This is a genomic window from Arthrobacter sp. YD2, from assembly GCF_030410475.1.
GTDB classification, from domain to species: Bacteria; Actinomycetota; Actinomycetes; order Actinomycetales; family Micrococcaceae; genus Arthrobacter_B; species Arthrobacter_B zhangbolii.
In genome coordinates, this window is record NZ_JAUHHB010000001.1 from 570,749 (window position 1) to 589,389 (window position 18,641).

Sequence of the window (18,641 nt, forward strand, 5' to 3'; positions counted from 1 at the left end):
GGCAGTATGGAGCCTTGCGGCGGCCCTTTCGGCCTGGCTGGCTGCGCATGGAGGACCTGCCGTGACCATCGTCACTGTGTATGGTGTGCACCACGGAGCGTCCTGTGCCGAGAGTAATGTAGGACGGCACCTAAGGTGCCTGAGCGAATCCCGCTTTGTGGCCTTTCCCAGAAATGAACAGCACCATGCAAGAACGCAGCCCCGACCACATCCCTTCACCTGCGATGCCGCCGCCGCCCGCTCCGCCCGCCTCGGATACCCCCGTCAGCGAGACCGGCAAGAAAGCCAAGGCGGGCAAGCGCCGCAAAGCGGCAAAGGCGGCGAAGCAGGTCGGCCCCGATGCCCCAGGCGCACGGAAAGGCAAGCGGATCTGGCTGGCAGTGGCCGGCGTCGTGCTGCTGGCAGGCGGTGCCGTGGGCGGGCATTTCCTGACTGACCCGACCCGGAGCGACGAATACGTGGCGCTGAGTGATGAGTCCGCACAGCGCCAGACCCAGCTGGAGAAGTCCCAGAGCGACTACAACGCAATGAAGACGGACTACAACAAGCTCTCCGCCGGGATCTATGACCGGGAGAAGAAGGTCGGCGAGCGGGAGGACGCAGTTGCCGCCGCGGAAACCGCAGTTAAGGCGCGTGAAACGGCCGTGACCTCCGCCGAAGCCAAAAAGGCCGCCAACACCATCACCGACGGGACCTGGACGGTGGGTAAGTCCATCAGTGCCGGCACCTACACCACGACGACGGACGTTGGGTCCAGCTGTTACTGGGGCATTTACCGCAGCGGTTCGAACGGCGACGACATCATCGAAAACGACATTCCCGGCGGCGGCCGGCCGTCAGTGACAATCTCGGAGGGCCAGGACTTCAAGTCCAGCCGCTGCGGCAAATGGGAGAAGCAGTAATGAAGGAAAACAATATGACGCCGGACCCGCAGACCCCTGCACCAGCCAACGCCGACAGTGGCAGTGCGGTACCGCCTCCTCCCGCCGCCGGCGGCATGACAGTACCGCCGCCTCCGCGCGCCGAACCGCTGAACTCTTCCTCCGCACAGACGGCACCGTACCGGCCGGAACCCTACCGGACAGCGCCCGAACCGGTATCCCACCGGCGGAACTATGCCCTGTTCGCCGGTGCTGGACTCGTGGTGGGCCTGGGTGCGGGGCTCCTGTTCGCCCAGATCGATCTCTCATCTGAGCCCGAGCCATCGATGGCCCTGACCGAGGCTGTACGCGGCTGCGGCCTAACCGAGCAGGCCGGTATCGAGCTGGGGGATGAAGGCCAGAGCCTGACCATGGACACCGAAGGCTACGACGATTACCTCGGCGGCGATGAAGCGGACGACGCCCAGGTGGATTGCGTATTGCGTGCCTTGAGTATGCCCGATTCCGTGAACAGCCGGATGGGCAACACCCGTGCCCTGGACGGCCGGCAGAGCGCCGAGTGGGGAGAATTCACCGCCTCGTGGAGCTACCACCCCGACAGTGGAACCAACGTGGTCATCGAGATCGTGAAGCCCCGCGAAGACTAGCTGCAGGGTTCTGCGCCGCCCCAAAGGGTTCAGCGAGCACACGCCTGCGTAGCGCGAAGGCGTCTCCGGAAGCTCGCAAGGGATGGTTCGCCGTGCCACCGGTGGTGCCGGACGTCAGCACAGCGGTTTCGCTCCGGTTTGTGTGTTTCCCTGCCAGTTTGGGAAATCCCTCCGCCGCGCAGTGGCAGTTATTTCCCAAACCGGTCGATTTTTGCAGACCGGGTAAACCCGCCTGTGCTGTGGCGCTATGAACCGGGCGGAGCGCGTCGGAAAGCATGGAGTCCGACCCAGTGGTGCTGCACCCACACCGGCCCCACCCGGACTCATGAACCTGAAGCCGCGGCAAACGCCCGGGCCGGAAACCCCGCCAAACCCGCTGTACAAGCACGGGGTTGTTCCGGTTCCGGGCCGATCAGCGCTTAATGGGAAGAAGCAACTGGAAAGCAGCGGCCCGGCCGCGTGCACGGCAACCGTTCAGCAGGACCGGAACGGAGCCCAGGGTACTTTCCTAGCCAGAGCGAAGAGGTCTTGATGTGTGGGAATTCGTGGCGGACCGGTATCAGCAGATCCTCTTCGCCGGATGGCAGCACTTCAGCCTGGTGGTGCAGTGCCTGATCCTGGCCACCGTCATTGCCGTGCTTATCGGGGCCTTGGTCTACCGTAATAAGACCCTTACCGGCGTGGCCAACGCCGTCTCGGCCGTAGGCCTGACACTGCCGTCCTTTGCCCTGATCGGCCTGCTGATAGCTCCGGTCGGATTCGGGGCCACACCGGCGGTGATTGTGGTGGCGTTCTACGCGACGCTTCCGATCCTCCGCAATGCGGTGGTGGGCCTGTCCGGGATTTCACCCGCCGTCGTGGAATCCGCACGCGGAATCGGCATGAGCCGGCTGCGTACCCTGCTGCGGATTGAACTGCCCCTGGCCTGGCCGGTCATTCTGGCCGGGGTGCGGGTTTCTGCACAAATGGTCATGGGCATTGCCGCCATCGCGGCCTATGCCCTGGGCCCCGGCCTGGGCGGATTCATCTTCTCGGGCCTGTCCCGGCTGGGCGGTGCCAACTCCCTCCAATCGGTGGTGGTCGGCGTCGTCGGCGTAATCCTGCTGGCTCTGATCCTGGACCTGCTCCTGGTCGGCCTCGGCCGGCTCACAACCCCGCGAGGTATCCGTGTCTGAGACTGAAATCCCCTCAAACGGCGGTAGGGCCGCCGGTGCCGGCATCCTGCTCGAAGATGTCACTAAGCGATTCCCGGGGCAGGAGAAACCGGCGGTCGGCGGACTGACCATGGAGATCCCGCAGGGCAGCATTGTGATGCTGGTCGGCCCTTCGGGCTGCGGGAAAACCACCACACTGAAAATGATCAACCGGCTCATTGAACCCACCAGCGGCCGGATCATCCTCAACGGCGAAGACGTCACCGGAATCGACGGCGACCAGCTGCGCCGCGGCATTGGCTACGTGATCCAGGCAGGCGGGCTGTTTCCGCATATGACCGTGGCCGCGAACATCGCCGTGGTTCCGAAAATGCTGAACTGGGACAAGGAACGTATCCGGTCACGGGTGGACGAACTGCTGGAACTGGTGTCCCTGGACCCGGCGTTGTACCGGGACCGGTATCCCAAGGAGCTGTCCGGCGGACAGCAGCAGCGGGTGGGTGTGGCCCGTGCCCTGGCCGCCGACCCGCCGGTACTGCTGATGGATGAACCGTTCGGCGCCGTGGACCCGATCACCCGCCAGCGGCTGCAGGACGAACTCCTGCACATCCAGTCCGAGCTGCACAAGACGATTGTCTGCGTCACCCATGACTTCGACGAGGCGGTGAAGCTGGGCGACTGGATCGCCATCTTTGACGAGGGCGCCCAGCTGGTGCAGTACGACTCCCCGGAACGCATCCTGGCCAGTCCGGCCAACGAATTTGTGGAGAACTTCATCGGCTCCGGCGCCGGGCTGAAGCAGCTGACCCTGACCCGCGTCAACGAAGTGGATCTGGTGATGCCCGTGACGGCATCTGTCGGGGACCTCACCAGCGACACCCTCTCGCGCCTGCAGGGAGCCGGCGAACAGAATGCTGTGGTGCTCGATGAACGCGGCCGGCCCATCCAATGGCTTTCCCGCCGCCAGCTCAGCCGCCTGGACCGGCACACCGACGCCGTTGATCCGCGGCTTCCGGTGATCGGTAACCAGGCAACTTTGAACGACGCCCTGGACACCATGCTGGTTTCCAGCACCGGCGCGGCACTGGTCACCGGTCCGCGCGAGAGTTTCCTGGGCATGGTGACAGTCCAGACCGTGATGGAGGCCATCACTGCAGCGAACGACGCCGCGCAGCAGGGGTCATCGAGTGCGCCGGTGGGCATCAACAGCGGCATGATCCAGCGTGCCGGGGACCCGGTCCCCGTCCAGGACGTCGCCGGCACCGGAGCACCGCAGTGAGCGCGGTGGCTTCGCAGGCGGCGGCCCAGACCCAGGCACAGGATGGTGCCGCGCCGGCGTCGTGGCGTCCGCTGATCCTGCAGCTGGCAGGAATCGCGGTCGCCTTTGCACTGCTGACGCTGTGGCTGAGCACGGCGGAGCTGAGTGCCTCCGAGCGCACCACCCTGGCCCCGGCGGCCCTCTGGGACTACACCGTGCAGCATCTGCTCCTCACCGGCGTTGCCGCGGTGATTGTGCTGGTGATTGCCATCCCGCTGGGCGTGGTCCTGACACGCGGGCGGCTGCACCGGATCACCGGGCCCGTGATGGCCGTGGCCAATATAGGGCAGGCGGCACCGGCGATCGGGCTGCTGGTACTGCTGGCCTTCTGGCTCGGATTCGGATTCCGGGCCGCAGTCACTGCGCTGGTGGTGTATGCCCTGTTACCCGTTATGCGGAACACCATGGTGGGGCTGCAGCAGGTGGACCCGCGCATCGTAGAAGCCGGCCGCGGCGTGGGAATGAGCTCGACTGGCGTGCTGTTCAGACTTGAGCTTCCGCTGGCCGTGCCGATCATGCTCTCCGGGGTGCGGACCGCACTGGTGCTGCTGGTAGGCACCGCCACCCTGGCGACCTTCGTCAACGGCGGCGGGCTGGGCATCCTCATCACCACCGGAGTGAACCTGAACCTCACCACCGTGTTGGTGGCCGGTGCCGTGCTGGTGGCCCTGCTCGCCCTGATCGTGGATTGGATCGGGCGCGTTGTGGAACACATGGCCCGGCCGAAAGGACTCTGATGAAGACGCCGTCAACGGCCCGTTTACGGTTCGCAGCAGCAGGTGCCGCCTTCGGCCTGCTGCTCACCGGATGCGGCCTGCAGCCGGCAGATTCCTACGTTCCGGACGCCGAACCCGGGTTGATCCAGCCGCTCGAAGGCCTGCCTGATGACGCGAAACTTACCGTCACGGGGAAGAACTTCACCGAACAGCTGATCCTGGGCAAAATCTCCGTGCTGGCCACCAGGGCCGCCGGGTTCGAGGTCACCGACCTGACCAACATTCCCGGCAGCCAACCGGCCCGCGAACTGATGGTCTCCGGACAGGCGGATGTGACCTGGGAGTACACGGGTACCGGCTGGATTGCGTACCTGGGGATGACCGAAGGCATAGCGGACAAACAGGAGCAGTGGCAGGCGGTGCATGACGCGGATCTGGCTAACGGCCTGACCTGGGGAGCGCCCGCCCCCATGAACAACACCTATGCGTTTGCCATCCGCAATGAGGCCGCGGAGGAACTGGGAGTGGAGAGCATTTCAGACATTGCCGCCCTGCCGGTGGAGGAACGCACGTTCTGCCTGGAGGCGGAATTCAACTCCCGACCCGACGGCATGAACCCGATGCTGGAACGCTACGGCCTGCTCCGCGGCTCACCGGAGGGTGTCCCGGAGGGCAACATTGGCATTTACGACACCGGCGCCGTGTATTCGGCGACCGATACCGGCGAATGCAACTTCGGCGAGGTCTTTGCTACGGACGGGCGGATCGACTCGCTGGGGCTGACCGTTCTCGTGGATGATCTGGCGTACTTCCCGGCCTACAACGCCTCACCGGTTTTTTACACGGAAGCGTTGGAGGAATTTCCTGAGCTCGCGGAGGTCTTCGCCCAGATCGCACCGTTGCTGACGGACGAGGAACTGCGGAAAATGAACCTGGCAGTGGACGTGAACGGCGAGGAGCCGGCCGACGTCGCCTATGACTGGATGGTTTCGAAGGGCCTGATTACCACTCCCGAGTGAGGTGGACACCGTGGACTTGCCAGCAATCCTGGATGCCAAGCACATCGACGACGCCGCGGACCTCCTGGACCGCTACTACCGGCAGAAACTCACCTCCGGGCATGTGCGGACCGGCGCGCGGTTCGATACGTGGGCCGGCGGAGGGGACGCACCGGGTGTCGCGAACCGCATCACCGCCGATGACCTGGTGGCCCTTGCCCTGCTGGGTGAGGAAATTACCGGTCCGGCGGTGGTAGGCCTGCTCGAAACCAAGGCAGCCCAGATAGGTGAGCTGCTGGAACTCATCCCGGCGGACCTTGCCATGGAGGATGTCACACCCGTGGAGTACTTCCACGTGCTGGGCAAGGAAAGCCCGGCCTGGCTGCTCTGGGATCTTTTCCGCGGTTACAAGGGCGGGCAGTGGAAGACGGGGGCCGGCAAGGCCAGCAAGCTGCTGGCACGGAAGCGGCCCAAACTGATCCCCATCTGGGATGCGACGGTGGCGAGAAGCGCCGGTCTGGGCACTTCACTCACGCAGTGGGAGGAATGGCATTCCCTGCTGACCATGGACGACAGGGACCTGGCCCGCCGGCTAGCAGTCGTTCAAGCCCGCGCGGACCTGCCCGCCCCGGTCTCCACCCTGCGGGTCATGGATGTCATCCTGTGGATGGACGGCCGCCGCCGCGGGTACAAGCACATGGCAGGGGAGGACTGACAGCTCCCGCGAAGCTAGCGCCGGTAGGTGAAAACGGTCACCCCGCCGCTGGCGAAGTTGGGAATGTCGGCATTGGCCAGCTGGCCCTCGGCGGTGGTCATGGCCTCCTGCATGGCCGGCTCGTCGTCGAAATCCGCCTCGAACAGGGCGAAGTAGGGTGCCGTACCCTCCGGTGCAGTGAGCCGGTGTGAGTGCCGGAAGCCGCGGATGCCGGGAATGTTCCGGGCCAGCGGCAGGTGCACGGTGGTGAAGTGCGTCCGAAACGCATCGTGATCCAGCGGGTGCCCGTACAGGACAACAAGGGTATGCATGCCGGGCAGGCTAGCGCGGCCGACGACGGCGGGACAGAGTGGTGTGGGAACTCACGGAAGGGCGGGTGCCTGGCAGCGGCGGCGACGCGGGAGGAAAAGAAAGCGCGCCGTCTACCGGACTAAGTTACTGAGCGGTAATATAGCGGCCATGCACCTGATTCTGCGCACCATCCTGATCCTCTTCCGCGCCCGCCGCCGCCCCAAGCTGGGGTTCTTTGAGTCCTCCTCCGTGCCCATGCGGGTGCTGGTCACGGACATTGACGTGGCGATGCACCTGAACAACGGCATGTACCTCTCGCTGATGGACCTGGGCCGGTTCGACCTGCTGGTGCGCAGCGGCATGTGGGATCTGATGAAAAAGCACAAGTGGAGCCCGGTGGTGAACAACGAGACCATCAGCTTCCGCAAGTCGCTGCAGTTGCATCAGCGCTACACCATCGAATCCCGGATTGTCGGTTTCGATGACCGGGCGATCTACCTGGAGCAGCGGATGGTCGCCGACGGCGAGATTTACGCCAGCGCGCATATTGGCTGCCGGTTCCTCTCCAGGAACGGCCCGCTGTCCAACGAGGAGATCTTCAAGAAGGTGGGCGCGGTTCCGCCGTCGGACCTCGTCCTCCCTGAATGGATCAAGGAATGGCGCGCCAGTGTGGCCCTGCCGAGCACCCGCCGTCCTGCTCCCCACATCTGGTAGGACGATGGCGGCGCCCAGGCTGCCCGCCGACCGTTGACACCCGCCCTCCCCGGGCCGACGCTGGAACGAGTGCGAGGAACAGGGGTGTCCGGTGAAACTGACTGTCAATACGTTCCTGACGCTGGACGGCGTGATGCAGGGCCCGGGCAGCGTCGATGAGGACACCTCCGGCGGATTTACCCACGGCGGCTGGATGATTCCGCACATGGACGCCGAGGTTGCCCGCATAGGCGGGGAGTGGTTCGGCCACGGGGATGCCCTGCTCCTGGGCCGGAACACCTACGAGATGTTGTGGCCATTCTGGGAAGCGGACACCGATCCGTTTGATTTCGTGGCCACCCACCTCAACCACATGCCCAAGTACCTGGTCTCCTCCACGCTGGAGAACCCGGGCTGGCACAACACCCGCGTGATCCGCGGCGACGTGATGCACAAAGTGGAGGAGATCAAGTCCCACGGCATGGGCGAAATCCAGGTGCACGGAAGCTACCAATTGGCCCGCTCCCTGTATGAGGCCGGCCTGGTGGACGGTTACCGGCTGATGGTGCTGCCGGTAACCGTGGGTGAGGGCAAGCGGCTGTTCAGCAGCCCGGCCGATTTGGGCGGATACACCCTGACCCAAAAGGAAACCACCGAGTCCGGTGCACTGGCGGTCACCCTGATGCGCAGGGGGACATAGCTCCCTCAGAGCGAGAACGCTTTTCCGCGATGCGATAAACTCCGGGGAGAGTATCGGGAGGGTCAACTATGGCTGAACGAGCCGCCGGATCCGGCGTGCAGTCGGTGGAACGTGTCTTTGAACTGCTGGAACTGATTGCCGATGCGGGCGGTGCAGTGACGCTGAGCGAACTGTCCGCGTCCGCCAGCCTGCCCCTTCCCACCATTCACCGGCTGCTGCGCACCCTCGTGGCACTGGGCTACGCCCGGCAGCTGCCCAACCGGCGCTACGCCCTGGGCCCGAAGCTGATCAGGCTGGGCGAGGGGGCAAACCAGCAGCTTGGCTCGGTGGCCCTGCCGCATCTGAAGGAACTGGTGGACGAGCTGGGCGAGACCGCCAACATGGCGGTGCTCGACGCCGACATGGTGGTTTACATTGCGCAGGTCCCGTCACAGCACTCCATGCGGATGTTCACTGAAGTGGGGCGCCGCGCACACACCCATGACACCGGCGTCGGCAAGGCCATCCTGGCACAGCTGCCCGATGCGAAGGTGCGCAGCATGGTGGAGCGGGCCGGCATGCCTACCCCTACCGTTTACAGCCTGGGCAGCACCGAGGCGCTGCTGGCGGACCTGGCACGCATCCGGGAGCGCGGCTATTCCATCGACGAGCAGGAGCAGGAACTCGGCGTGCGGTGCTTCGCGATGGCGGTACCGAACGCGCCCACACCCGCCGCTGTTTCCGTCTCCGGTCCGGTGTCGCGTGTGGATGAAGGGTTTGCCGGCCGTGCCATCCCCGCCCTGCGCAGAGCGGCGGAACGCATCTCCGCAGAGCTGAACCTCGCCGCACGCTAGGCATCACATTTCCCGTTAACGGGGAAGGGCAGGAACCGCGGCTGCGGTTCCTGCCCTTCCTTTAGTGGTGCGAGGTGATGCGGTGGTGCTCCGAAACGCTAGTGCTGTGCGTTGCGGCGGGTACCGGCGACCAGCATACCGATCGGAACCAGCAGCAGCAGCAGCGGGATCAGCACGGCGAGGATCTTCGGGGAGGTGAGGATCTCGCCCGGAGTCAGGGCCGTGGTGCTGGCCCGCATGGTGTCGGCGCCGTCGGCGATGTCCCCGTTGCCGTTGGCCAGCGTCTCGCTGCCTTCGGCGAGCTTGGCATTGCCGTCAGCCAGGTCCGCTGCACCCTTCTTCAGGTCCTTGGTGCCTGCGGTCAGCGTCTTGCCGCCGTCGTCGAGCTTGGTGACACCCTCGTCCAGGGACTCGGTGCCGGTGGTGAGGCGGCCGGTGCCGTCAGCCAGGCTGATGGTGCCGTCGTAGATCTTGTAGTTGCCATCGGCCAGCGTGTACGCGCCGGTCTCCAGCGTGCTCAGCCCGGTGGCCAGGGAGCCTGCACCGGCGGCGATCTTCCCGTTGCCGTCGGCCAGCGTGTAGGCACCGTTTTCCAGGGTGCCGAGGCCGGTGGCGAGGCTGCCTGCGCCGGCGGCGAGCTTGCCGTTGCCTGCAGTGAGGTCCTTCGAACCCTTTTCCAGGGCGCCGAGGCCGGTGGCGAGGGTGCCTGCGCCGGCGGCGAGCTTGCCGTTGCCCTCGGCAAGGGCATCAGCGCCCTGCTTCAGGACGACCAGGCCCTTATCGAGTTCCGTCGCGCCGGCGGAGAGCCGGCCTGCCCCGGCGTAGAGCTGTTCGATACCTTCCGCGGCCTGTCCGGCTCCCGCAGCAAGTGCGGGCGCAGCGGCAGGATCGTTGAGCTGGGCCAAGCCGTCGGAGACTGCGGCGGCACCGTATTTGAGGCCCGGCTGCTGGGGGGTTCCGTTGCCCTGAAGGCCAAGATCGATGGTGGCAACCAGGCGCTCGAGTCCCTCAAGCTTTGCTGCGGCGAGGCGCAGGCGATCGGCGGGTTCCTTTCCGCCTCCGAAAGCTTCCGGCAGGAGCTGAATGCGGTCTGCAGCGGCTTCGAGTTCTGCGGCGCCCATGGACTCGCCGTTCGGGCCGTAGGGGACGAGGTCAGCCTTGATCTGATTGGCCACCGTGTCGGACTGGCCTTCCTGAACCGTGTTGATGCCGGCATCAATCTGCAGCACTCCACCGTTGACGGCGGCAGCTCCCGGAGCCGCCTTTGCAATCCCATCTGCAACCTGCTGTGCGCCCCCTGCGAGGGCGGGTGCCTTCTCGTTGAGAGGCTTCATCTTCGTGTAAAGCTCGTTGGCCCCGCCAGCCACCTGGGTCGACCCGTCCTTCGCCGACTTAGCGCCGTCAGCCAGCTGCTTAGCGCCGGATGCGGCCGAGCTGGCGCCGGTCTTGAGTTCCTTGACACCGGCGTTTGCCGCGGTGGCGCCGGCGGCCAGTTTGCCCGCACCGTCAGCGGCACTGTTCGCACCGGCCTGCAGCTCCTTCGCACCGTTGTTGGCGGTGGTAGCGCCGTTGGCGAGCTGGTTGGCGCCCTCGGATGCGCTGTTGGCGCCCACGACCAGCTGACCGGCACCGCTGTTGGCAGTGGTGGCACCGGCAGCAAGCTTGTTGGCGCCGGTGTTGGCAGCCTCGGCACCGGTGAGGAGCTTCAGTGCACCCTCATCGAGCGTGGTGGCGCCTTCCTTCAGCGTGGTCACGCCGGCCTTGGCGGAGGAGATGCCGTTGGCCAGGGTGTTTGCGCCGTCGTCGACCTTCTTGGAGCCGGCAGCAACTTTGTCTGCACCGTCCTTGGCCTTGGCTGCGCCTTCCTTTAGGTCCCCTGCACCGGTGGAGGCACGCTCAGCGCCATCGCTCAGCTGCACCGCGCCGTCGGCCACCTTGCCGGTAAACAGCACAAAGAAGGCCAGCAGGAGGATCAGGAACAACGCCAAAAGGGCGGTTAAAAGTGTGTGCGGGCGGGATGATGCGCGCCCGGACGTGGAACTCGTCATTGAATATCCTTTTTCTGCTTCATACGGGTCGAGACTGACTGAGCTGCGTGCAGCACGCCGGTGGGCGCAGCCTTCGCGAATGCATGGTGTCCGGTCCGTTTCCGCAGATGACGAAACCGACCCGGGTGAGTGTGATGTCTGTTACATCTAAGCTACCCAGCGGTAACAAAGCAAGCGTTTTGGGAAATTAGTTACCGGTGAGTAGGTTGCACGGTATGTTTTCCTGCGATACGGCAAAACGCGTGTCATTCCGGGACACGGCGTTCTTCAGGGCGCATCCTGACTCCTACACACAGTCTGAGCACGACGCAGCCTGACAAGGGAGTCCGTATGAGTTGGCTGGATCGCAACCGCACCATCGCCCCGCCCGGTTTCAACCGATGGCTCATCCCGCCGGCCGCTTTGGCCGTCCATCTGTGCATTGGCCAGGTCTACGCCACCAGCGTCTACAAGACGGCGCTGGTGGACTATTTCGATGCCAGCCTCACGCAGATCGGTGTGATCTTCTCGATTGCCATCGTGATGCTGGGGCTTTCGGCAGCTGTGATGGGTACCTGGGTGGATGCCAACGGACCCCGAAAGGCGATGTTTGTCTCGGCCATGTTCTGGGTGGGCGGCTTCGTGGTGGGAGCGGTGGGGATCTTCACCCACCAGCTTTGGCTGCTGTATCTGGGATACGGGGTGATCGGCGGCATCGGCCTGGGCATCGGCTACATCTCCCCGGTGTCCACCCTGATCAAGTGGTTCCCGGACCGGCCCGGGCTCGCCACGGGCATGGCGATCATGGGATTCGGCGGTGGTGCACTGATTGCCAGCCCGCTGTCCTCGGCGCTGCTGGCCTTCTACGATCCGGCCTCGGGTACCCCGGGATGGGTGGCCAGCGGGGACGCGGTGGGCAAGCTGTTCCTGACCCTGGCGGCCATTTATCTGATCTACATGCTGTACGGCGCCGCGACCATCCGGGTTCCGGCCGCGGACTGGAAACCGGCGGGCTTTGATCCCTCCGCCGTCGCCGCCAAATCCCTGGTCACCACCAACCACGTCTCGGCAGCCAACGCCATCAAGACCAGGCAGTTCTGGCTCGTCTGGATTGTGCTCTTCTGCAACGTGACGGCCGGTATCGGCATCCTGGAACAGGCCGCGCCGATGATCCAGGACTTCTTCCGCCAGCCCGACGGCGCTTCCCTGGTCACAGCCGCCGTTGCCGGCGGATTCGTGGGCCTGCTCTCGATCGGCAACATGGGCGGCCGCTTTGTCTGGTCCGCCACCTCGGACCTGATCGGCCGCAAACGCATCTACATGCTCTACCTCGGCGGCGGCGCCATCCTGTACGCCCTGCTCTCCTTCTTCGGAGACACCTCCACCATCCTCTACGTAGCGCTGGCCTTCGTGATCCTGTCCTTCTACGGCGGCGGATTCGCCACGGTTCCGGCCTATCTGCGGGACCTGTTCGGCACCTTCCAAGTGGGCGCCATCCACGGCCGGCTGCTCACCGCCTGGTCCGCGGCCGGGATTGCCGGACCGCTCATCGTCAATTCATTCCTGGACGCGCAAGGCACTCCCGGCGAGCTGACCGCGGGGGCCTACTATCCCGCCCTGCTGACCATGGTGGGCCTGCTGATTGTCGGGTTCATCGCGAATCTGCTGGTGACACCGGTCCACTCCCGCCACCACGAACCGAAGTCCGAGCCGGAGGCTCCGGCGCAGACACCAACCCCGGACGGAGAGCACGCATGAGCAACAAAGCGATGGTCACAGTGAGCTGGCTGCTGGTGGGAATTCCGCTGGCGTACGGCGTCTTTCAGACCCTCAGCCGGGCAGCGGCACTGTTCGGCTGACGGCTGTCCGGTGTGCGGATAGGGGGGGGCTGGTCAGCCCTTGGACTTCCCGGAGTCCCCGGAGTCCGTTGCCTGGTCCAGAAGCAGGGAAGAGGCGGCGGCGGCCGCCGCCATCACCCACCGGGGACGGGCCACCCCGCGCCGGATCAACCATTTCTCAACCTGTTCATCCAGTGCCAGGGTCAGTGCCAAAACGCCGCTGACGGTGACCCCCACGAGCGCAGCCATGCCGGCCAGTGCGATGGCCGGGGTTCGCGGCGCGGAACCGGCTGCACGCAGATAGGAAGGCGCGGTTGCCTCACCCGCAGCGCCGTCCTCACCCGCAGCGCCGTCCTCACCCGCAGCGCCGTCCTCAGCCGCGGCCGTGAACGGGGTCACCAGGTCAACCGTTGAGGCGGCCGCCAGTTCCCTGCCCTTGCGGGTGCCCTTCTGCACTGCCACAACGCTGATGGCGCCGATGGCTGCGCCCGGTGCCAGGATGTAAAGGCGGCGCAGGGACGGGGACCAGTCGGCGGGCCGGCTGAGCGTACCGGCAGCAGACACAGCGGCAAGGGCAAGGGAAAGCGGCGGATTCTTCATGCCCCTCACGGTACCGGGGCCGCGCAGGGGCTGTGCAACCGGAGCCCGGGTGCAACGATTAAGGTGCTAAAGCCATCCACCCGTACCTGCGGCGGAGCTTCGCCGGTGCGGAGAGTAGGAGCACGCCATGAAGGCTCTTCAATACCGCACCCTGGGCGCGCCGCCCGAAGTGGTGGAAATCGAAACCCCCGAACCGGGACCGGGCCAGGTGCGGCTGAAGATCACTGCCGCCGGGGTCTGCCACTCGGATGAATTCATCATGAGCCTGCCGGCGGGCGAATACATCTACGGACTGCCCCTGACGCTGGGACATGAGGCCGCCGGGGTGGTGGACCGGATCGGCGACGGCGTGCAGAACATCGACGTCGGCACCTCCATGGCCGTCTACGGTCCCTGGGGCTGCGGGATGTGTTACGAATGCTCCAGCGGCAAGGAGAACTACTGCCGGAACGCCGCGGCACTTGGCATCGCCCCGCCCGGGCTGGGCGCCCCCGGGGCCATGGCGGAATACCTGATTGTGGACAGCCCGCGGCACCTGGTGCCCCTGGGGGACCTGGACCCGGTGCAGAATGTCTCCCTGACGGACGCCGGCCTCACTCCGTACCACGCGATCAAAGGGTCGCTGGATAAGCTGCCCTCAGGCTCCACCGCCGTAGTGATCGGCGTGGGCGGGCTGGGCCACGTGGGGGTGCAGATCCTGCGGGCCATGACGGCTGCCACCGTGGTGGCACTGGACATTGACGAGGCCAAGCTGAACCTGGCCACCGACGTCGGAGCGCACTACACCTTCCCGTCCGAGCCCGGGGCGGTGGCCTTGGTCCGGGACCTGACCGGCGGCCGGGGTGTGGACGCCGTCTTTGACTTCGTGACCAACCAGGCCACCCTGGACCTGGGCCAGGCGATGCTTGCGGCGCAGGGGGATCAGGTGCTGGTGGGTGTCGGTGCCGGCACCCTGCCGGTGGGCATGGCGGCGACCTCTGCCTGGGAAACCTCCATCCGTGCCCCCTACTGGGGCTCGCGCTCGGAGTTGTTTGAGGTTTTGGATCTCGCCCGCAGCGAAGGAATCAACGTGCACACCGAGACCTTCAGCCTGGATGATGCCCCGGCCGCCTACGAGAAGCTGAAGAACAACCAGCTGTTGGGCCGCGCCGTCGTCGTTCCCTGACCAACGCCGGGCGGCGGACCGCGTGGCGGCTACAGTGCAGCGCGGTCCAGCCCGGCGAACTGCGCCGCGGTGCGCAGCAGCTGCGGCACGCCTTCCTCCAGCGAGGGGCCGAACACGGTGTCATGCGGGCGCTCGCCCTTGAGCCAGCGGGTGTAGATGGCTTCGCAGAAGATGGATGCCTTCCACAGCGCCAGGGCCTGGTACCAGGGCAGCGCGGTCAGGTCCAGGTCCATCCGCTCCCGGTAGGCGTTAATGACATCCTCCCGGGTGAAATACCCGGGGTGCCGGGTCACGCCGGTGAGCTCCAGCGGGGTGGACTCGCTGCCGGGCTCGGAATACGTGGCGGTGAGGTACCCCAGATCCGCGAGCGGATCCCCGATGGCGGACATCTCCCAGTCCAGGATGGCGATGACGCGGGCCGGGGACTGCGGGGCAAACATCAGGTTTCCCGGCCGGTAGTCGCCGTGCAGCACCGCGGCGGCCTGGCTGTCCGGCACGTTGTCGGCCAGCCAGCCGCCGATGCGTGCCACGTCGGGCAGGGTGCGCATGGTGTTGACCTCCCAGAGGGAAGAGAACCGGGACACCTGGCGGCTGAGGTATCCCTCGGGTTTGCCGAAACCGGCCAGATCCCCGCTGCTCACGTCCACTGAGTGGATGCGGACCAGCGCGTCGACGACGGCGGCGCTGGTGGCCCGGCGGTCCTCGGGCGAGGAGAGGGCGGGCGGAATGGTGTTGGTGATGACCAGCCCGTCGAGGTAGTTCATGACGTAGAAGGGCACGCCGAGCACCGACTCGTCCTCGCAGACGGCCAGGATTTCCGGCACGGGTACGCCCTGCACGCGCAGCAGCTGCTGGATCCGTGCCTCGCGGACCATGTCATGGGTGGAGCGCGGCAGCGGCGGACGCGGGCCGCGGCGCAGCACAAAGTCGTCATTGCCGCGCCGGATCCGGTAGGTGACGTTGGACTGCCCGTCGCCAATGGAGGCCCAGGCAAGTGGCCCGGCGCCAAGACCGTGGGCGTCGAAAAACGCGGTGACTTCGTCGAGGATCAGCAGCGGCGGGGAAGCCAGAGCCTCTGCCTCGGCGCGGGTGGCTACTACTTCGGTGCCGTCAGGGGTGGTGTGCATGGGTTCAGGCTTTCGCATCGGCGGGGAACGCGGCGTCGTCGGTCAGTGTGCTGCCGGCCGCGGGACCGGCCGCGTCCGTGACGTCGGCAAGATAGGGGGCGCCGTGCTCCACCTCGCGGCGGCGGCCGGACGAGGCCCGGCGGGCAATGGCCCACTTGTGGGTTTCATTGGAGCCGTCGTAAATGCGGAACGCCCGCACCTCGTTGAGGTAGGAGGCCAGGGGCAGCCGGTCGGTGACGCCGTCGCCGCCGCAGAGCTGCAGGCTGCGGTCGATCACGCGGTAGACCGCCTCGGAGGTGTGTGCCTTGGCCACGGAGGACAGGGCGGAGCCCGCCTTGGCATCGGCCTCCAGCAGGGCGGCGGTCTTGGTGATGATGGCGTCGGAGGTTTCAATGTCAATGACTGACTGGGCGATCATTTCCTGCGCCAGGCCGAGTTCGTTCATGACGGAGCCGAAGATCTCGCGCCGGTTGGTGCGGTCCAGGGCTATGTCCAGGGAGCGGCGGGCCAGGCCGAGCCAGCGCATGCAGTGGGTAAGGCGTGCCGGGCCCAGGCGTACCTGTGCGTAGCGGAAGCCTTCGCCCGGCGCGCCGAGGACGGCGCCGTCGGGCACAAAGACGTCCTCGAAATGCACGTGCGGATGTCCGCCGCCGATGGCCCGGTCCATGGTGTGCAGCTGCTCGCCGATCCGTACCCCGGGGGCGTCCATATCCACTAGCAGCATGGTGGCTCCGGCCGGTGCGCCGTCCACGGCATCGGTGCGGACCATGGCGATGCAGAAGGTGGCGTTGTTGGCCCCGCTGGTAAAGCGTTTGTGGCCGGTGATCCGCCAGCCGCCGTCGACTTTCTCCGCACGGGAGCGCAGGGCCGCCGGATCGGATCCGGCGCCGGGATGGGGCTCGGTCATGCCGAAGCAGGAGCGGGCATCCCCGGCGACCAGCGGGGCGAGATAGCGCCGCTTCTGCTCCTCGCTGCCGATCAGGTGCAGCATGTGCATGTTCCCTTCATCGGGTGCCATGCAGTTCAATGCGGACGGTCCGATCAGCGAGTAGCCTGCCTCCTGGAAGATGGGGGACCAGTGTTCCAGCGGCACTCCCTGGCCGCCGTATTCGCGCGGTGCATGCGGGGCGAAGACGCCGGCCGCCTTCGCGGCTTCGCGAAGTTCCTTCAGCAGCGGCTCCGGCACCACCTCGCCGGGACGCGGTTCTGCGGGCATCACCGTGCCGCGGATGAAGTCACGGGTGCGCAGGCGCAGGTCTTCGATCTCCGGGGGCAGGGATGCGGGGCTCATGGCGGGTCCTTTGGGTTTGGCGGGGAACGCGGCGGGAACGCGGCGAAGGAAGCGGGGGAGAATGCGGAACCAGCGGCGTTTAGGCTGAGCCACCGGCCGCGAGCAGCCCGCCGTCGAGGTTCAGGATCTGCCCGGTGATCCAGGCGGCGTCCTCGGAGACCAGGAAGGCCGCGGCGCCGGCAATGTCTTCGGGGGTGCCGAGCCGTTTGAGGGGATAGGAGGCGCTGACTTTTTCCTCCCGGCCTTCGTACAGGGCGCGGGCAAACTGTGTTTTGACGACGGCGGGCGCCAGAGCGTTAACGCGCACGCTGGGGGCCAGTTCCACGGCGAGGGTCCGGGTGAGCTGTTCAACCGCGGCCTTGCTGATGCCGTAAAACCCGATGCCGTGCGCCGGGGTCTGGGCGGAGACGGAGGAGAGGTTCAGGATGGCCCCGCCGCGGCCGGTGAAATCCAGGGCCGCGTAGGCACAGACGTCCTGTACCCAGCCCAGCGTGCCGAGCAGATTGACGTCCAGGATCCGCCGGCCGGCGGCCGGATCCAGCTCGGTCAGCGGACCGTAGACCGGATTAACGCCGGCGTTGTTGACCAGGATGTCCAGCTGCCCCCAGGCGCGGGTTACCGTCTCCAGTACCTCGGCGCGGTGGTCCGGGTCATCGGACTTGCCGGCAACCACCAGGACGCTGCCTTCCGGGAACTCGGCGGCAGCTTCCTTGAGCGGGCCGATATTGCGGGCGGTGATGCAGACGCGGGCGCCTTCGGCGGCCAGACGGCGGGCGATGGCGAGTCCGATACCGCGGCTGGCGCCGGTGACAATGGCGGTTTTGCCTTCCAACCGTGCGCCGGTTCCGGGTATGTGCTGCTCCGGTGTCTGTTCCGTCATCTGCTCCGCCAACTTCCGTCATCCACTACCGAGCGACCGCTCGGTATGGGTAGTCTGATGGAGACACCGCAGCTGTGTCAAGAGTCACAGAGTGCCGGAGAATCCATCGAAAGGGTGCCATGACAGCCGCCGGGACGCCGCCGAACTGGCGCGATTTCTCCGTTCCTGCCCTGCCGCCCCTGCTGGGCGCGGCCCTGGACTGCTTTGTCGAGCACGGTTACCACGGCACCGCCATCCGCACCGTTGCTACCCATGCCGGACTCTCGGTCCCGGGTCTCTATCATCACTATCCGTCCAAGCAGGCATTGTTGGTGGGCATTGCGGAATCCGCGATGGCGGACCTCTACGCCCGCAGCAGCGCGGCGCTCCGCGAGGCCGGGGAAGACGTGGAGGCTCGGTTTGCACTGCTGGTCGAATGCCTGGTGCTGGTCCATGCCTACCGCTGGGAGCACGCCTTTATTGCCGCCAGCGAGATCCGCAGCCTGGAAGGCCCCGCCCGCGCCGGCCACATTGCCGCCCGCGACCGGCAGCAGAAGCTGCTGGACGACGTCGTGGCCGAAGGGTCCCGGCTGGGCCGGTTCGCTACCCGGTATCCCAAGGACGCCAGCCGGGCGGTCACCACCATGTGCACCGGTGTTGCCCAGTGGTACCGGGCCGGCGGTCCGCTCAGCCCGGAGGAACTGGCGGCGCGCTACGTGCAGATCTGCCGGGGCACGGTCCAGGCGCGGTAGCGGTCCCCGCCTGTCACGCCGCCTGCCGTCCTGCCG

General features: G+C 66.3%; 19 protein-coding genes. 13 read left to right on the plus strand and 6 right to left on the minus strand.

The features are described from left to right. Positions 1-185 precede the first annotated feature (185 nt). The 7 genes from QWJ37_RS02850 to QWJ37_RS02880 all read left to right on the plus strand — a co-directional run bounded on the left by QWJ37_RS02850 (position 186) and on the right by QWJ37_RS02880 (position 6,429). Entirely contained in the window at positions 186-902 is a 717-nt protein-coding gene (locus QWJ37_RS02850; protein ID WP_290243958.1) for a hypothetical protein, read from the plus strand. Continuing rightward, positions 902-1,528, plus strand: coding sequence for a hypothetical protein (locus tag QWJ37_RS02855; protein WP_290243960.1), 627 nt, complete (start codon positions 902-904; stop codon positions 1,526-1,528). The genes QWJ37_RS02850 and QWJ37_RS02855 overlap by 1 nt, the downstream gene beginning before the upstream one ends. A gap of 533 nt (positions 1,529-2,061) precedes the next feature. Beyond that, positions 2,062-2,703, plus strand: a complete 642-nt coding sequence (locus QWJ37_RS02860) for an ABC transporter permease (RefSeq protein ID WP_227902756.1) — start codon at positions 2,062-2,064, stop codon at positions 2,701-2,703. Further along, positions 2,696-3,961, plus strand: a complete 1,266-nt coding sequence (locus QWJ37_RS02865) for an ATP-binding cassette domain-containing protein (RefSeq protein ID WP_227928462.1) — start codon at positions 2,696-2,698, stop codon at positions 3,959-3,961. Before QWJ37_RS02860 ends, QWJ37_RS02865 begins: the two co-directional genes overlap by 8 nt. A 71-nt stretch (positions 3,962-4,032) precedes the next feature. Further along, positions 4,033-4,737 carry an ABC transporter permease gene (locus QWJ37_RS02870; RefSeq protein WP_227903050.1) on the plus strand — a complete coding sequence of 235 codons (705 nt, stop codon included), beginning with the start codon at positions 4,033-4,035 and terminating at the stop codon, positions 4,735-4,737. Continuing rightward, entirely contained in the window at positions 4,737-5,735 is a 999-nt protein-coding gene (locus QWJ37_RS02875; RefSeq protein WP_290243965.1) for a glycine betaine ABC transporter substrate-binding protein, read from the plus strand. Before QWJ37_RS02870 ends, QWJ37_RS02875 begins: the two co-directional genes overlap by 1 nt. 10 nt (positions 5,736-5,745) lie before the next feature. Beyond that, positions 5,746-6,429: a DUF6308 family protein gene (locus QWJ37_RS02880; RefSeq protein ID WP_290243967.1), complete on the plus strand. Its 684-nt coding sequence runs from the start codon at positions 5,746-5,748 to the stop codon at positions 6,427-6,429. A 14-nt stretch (positions 6,430-6,443) separates the two neighbouring features. On the opposite strand, the gene QWJ37_RS02885 is transcribed toward QWJ37_RS02880, so the two are convergent. Then, positions 6,444-6,740, minus strand: a complete 297-nt coding sequence (locus tag QWJ37_RS02885; protein WP_227928466.1) for an EthD family reductase — start codon at positions 6,738-6,740, stop codon at positions 6,444-6,446. A gap of 148 nt (positions 6,741-6,888) precedes the next feature. Between QWJ37_RS02885 and QWJ37_RS02890 the strand changes: the two genes are divergently transcribed. The 3 genes from QWJ37_RS02890 to QWJ37_RS02900 all read left to right on the plus strand — a co-directional run bounded on the left by QWJ37_RS02890 (position 6,889) and on the right by QWJ37_RS02900 (position 8,946). Further along, on the plus strand, positions 6,889-7,434 hold the full coding sequence (locus QWJ37_RS02890) for a thioesterase family protein (RefSeq protein WP_290243971.1): 546 nt from the start codon (positions 6,889-6,891) through the stop codon (positions 7,432-7,434). Positions 7,435-7,525: 91 nt separating this feature from the next. Beyond that, on the plus strand, positions 7,526-8,113 hold the full coding sequence (locus tag QWJ37_RS02895) for a dihydrofolate reductase family protein (protein WP_290243974.1): 588 nt from the start codon (positions 7,526-7,528) through the stop codon (positions 8,111-8,113). A 68-nt stretch (positions 8,114-8,181) separates the two neighbouring features. Further along, the gene (locus QWJ37_RS02900) at positions 8,182-8,946 is read left to right on the plus strand and encodes an IclR family transcriptional regulator (protein WP_227902742.1); all 765 of its coding nucleotides are present in this window, start codon (positions 8,182-8,184) and stop codon (positions 8,944-8,946) included. 98 nt (positions 8,947-9,044) lie between these two features. Here the strand turns inward: QWJ37_RS02900 and QWJ37_RS02905 are convergent, their stop codons facing one another. Further along, complete coding sequence (locus tag QWJ37_RS02905; RefSeq protein WP_290243977.1) at positions 9,045-10,994, minus strand: hypothetical protein; 1,950 nt, start codon at positions 10,992-10,994, stop codon at positions 9,045-9,047. A 330-nt stretch (positions 10,995-11,324) separates the two neighbouring features. Here QWJ37_RS02905 and QWJ37_RS02910 point away from each other — a divergent pair, with 330 nt between their 5' ends. Further along, positions 11,325-12,731: an OFA family MFS transporter gene (locus QWJ37_RS02910; protein WP_290243979.1), complete on the plus strand. Its 1,407-nt coding sequence runs from the start codon at positions 11,325-11,327 to the stop codon at positions 12,729-12,731. 134 nt (positions 12,732-12,865) lie between these two features. Here QWJ37_RS02910 and QWJ37_RS02915 read toward each other — a convergent pair whose 3' ends face one another. Beyond that, complete coding sequence (locus tag QWJ37_RS02915; RefSeq protein ID WP_290243981.1) at positions 12,866-13,411, minus strand: hypothetical protein; 546 nt, start codon at positions 13,409-13,411, stop codon at positions 12,866-12,868. Positions 13,412-13,538: 127 nt separating this feature from the next. On the opposite strand from QWJ37_RS02915, the gene QWJ37_RS02920 reads away from it, so the two are divergent. Continuing rightward, positions 13,539-14,576, plus strand: a complete 1,038-nt coding sequence (locus QWJ37_RS02920) for an NAD(P)-dependent alcohol dehydrogenase (RefSeq protein ID WP_290243982.1) — start codon at positions 13,539-13,541, stop codon at positions 14,574-14,576. A 29-nt stretch (positions 14,577-14,605) separates the two neighbouring features. Here the strand turns inward: QWJ37_RS02920 and QWJ37_RS02925 are convergent, their stop codons facing one another. From QWJ37_RS02925 to QWJ37_RS02935, 3 genes are all read right to left on the minus strand, one after another. Beyond that, positions 14,606-15,703 (minus strand): phosphotransferase family protein, encoded by a 1,098-nt coding sequence (locus QWJ37_RS02925; protein WP_290243984.1) that lies wholly within the window; start codon positions 15,701-15,703, stop codon positions 14,606-14,608. Positions 15,704-15,707: 4 nt separating this feature from the next. Next, a complete protein-coding gene (locus QWJ37_RS02930) occupies positions 15,708-16,994 on the minus strand; it encodes an acyl-CoA dehydrogenase family protein (protein WP_290243986.1) in 1,287 nt (428 codons plus the stop codon). A gap of 79 nt (positions 16,995-17,073) precedes the next feature. Next, a complete protein-coding gene (locus QWJ37_RS02935; RefSeq protein ID WP_227902733.1) occupies positions 17,074-17,874 on the minus strand; it encodes an SDR family oxidoreductase in 801 nt (266 codons plus the stop codon). A gap of 119 nt (positions 17,875-17,993) precedes the next feature. Between QWJ37_RS02935 and QWJ37_RS02940 the strand changes: the two genes are divergently transcribed. Then, positions 17,994-18,605 carry a TetR/AcrR family transcriptional regulator gene (locus QWJ37_RS02940; protein WP_227902731.1) on the plus strand — a complete coding sequence of 204 codons (612 nt, stop codon included), beginning with the start codon at positions 17,994-17,996 and terminating at the stop codon, positions 18,603-18,605. Positions 18,606-18,641: the final 36 nt, after the last annotated feature.